Origin of the sequence: Streptomyces beijiangensis (assembly GCF_017315755.1) — a bacterium.
GTDB classification, from domain to species: Bacteria; Actinomycetota; Actinomycetes; order Streptomycetales; family Streptomycetaceae; genus Streptomyces; species Streptomyces beijiangensis.
The window spans coordinates 1-201 of sequence record NZ_JAFLRJ010000859.1 but is presented as its reverse complement, the minus strand read 5'-3'; the positions used below and the strand labels follow the sequence as shown (position 1 = coordinate 201).

Annotated in this window: 1 pseudogene; it reads right to left on the bottom strand. The window is 75.1% G+C overall.

The features are described from left to right. A pseudogene (locus J0695_RS39525) lies at positions 1-201 on the bottom strand (maleylpyruvate isomerase N-terminal domain-containing protein); the annotation flags it as partial.

Sequence of the window (201 nt, the reverse complement as noted above, 5' to 3'; positions counted from 1 at the left end):
GGCGGCGAGGGCGTCGGCGAGGAGGCGGGTGCAGGCGGCGAGCGCCTGACGGTCGTACGGGACGGCCAGGCCCGTGGCGTCGTTCAGGTCGTCGGTGTGGACGACGAGCTCGACACAGCGGGTGACCAGGAAGTCGGCGAGCACCATCGGGCCGACTCGGGTGGCGACGATCCGGTCGTCGGGGGCGGCGGGGAGGCGGTC